This is a genomic window from Psychrobacillus sp. Z3-81, assembly GCF_056620325.1.
In genome coordinates, this window is sequence record NZ_JBWQPU010000086.1 from 1 (window position 1) to 253 (window position 253).

Genomic DNA, 253 nt, shown 5'->3' on the forward strand with positions numbered 1-253 from the left:
GAAGTTATTTTATCAAGTGAATCATCACGCAAACCTGGCCAATGCCAGTGTCATCAAAGCATTCCGTCAATATGTCCCGGATGGACAGATTGGTCCGAGCTTTGCCTATGGTCCAGCTTACCCAGCATCTTCAAAGCCGGAAGATATTTTGGCTGCTGAGAATGCAGAGGAGTTGAATAGCCATTGGTGGATGGATATATATACTTGGGGAAAATACCCGAAGGCAGCATGGAACTACTTGGTTGAAGAAGGT

At 45.5% G+C, this 253-nt stretch carries 1 protein-coding gene; it reads left to right on the forward strand.

Features of this window, described 5'->3' with window-relative positions:
* On the forward strand, nucleotides 1-253 hold a 253-nt coding region (locus AC1ECF_RS17730; protein ID WP_480390757.1), incomplete at both ends, for a family 1 glycosylhydrolase.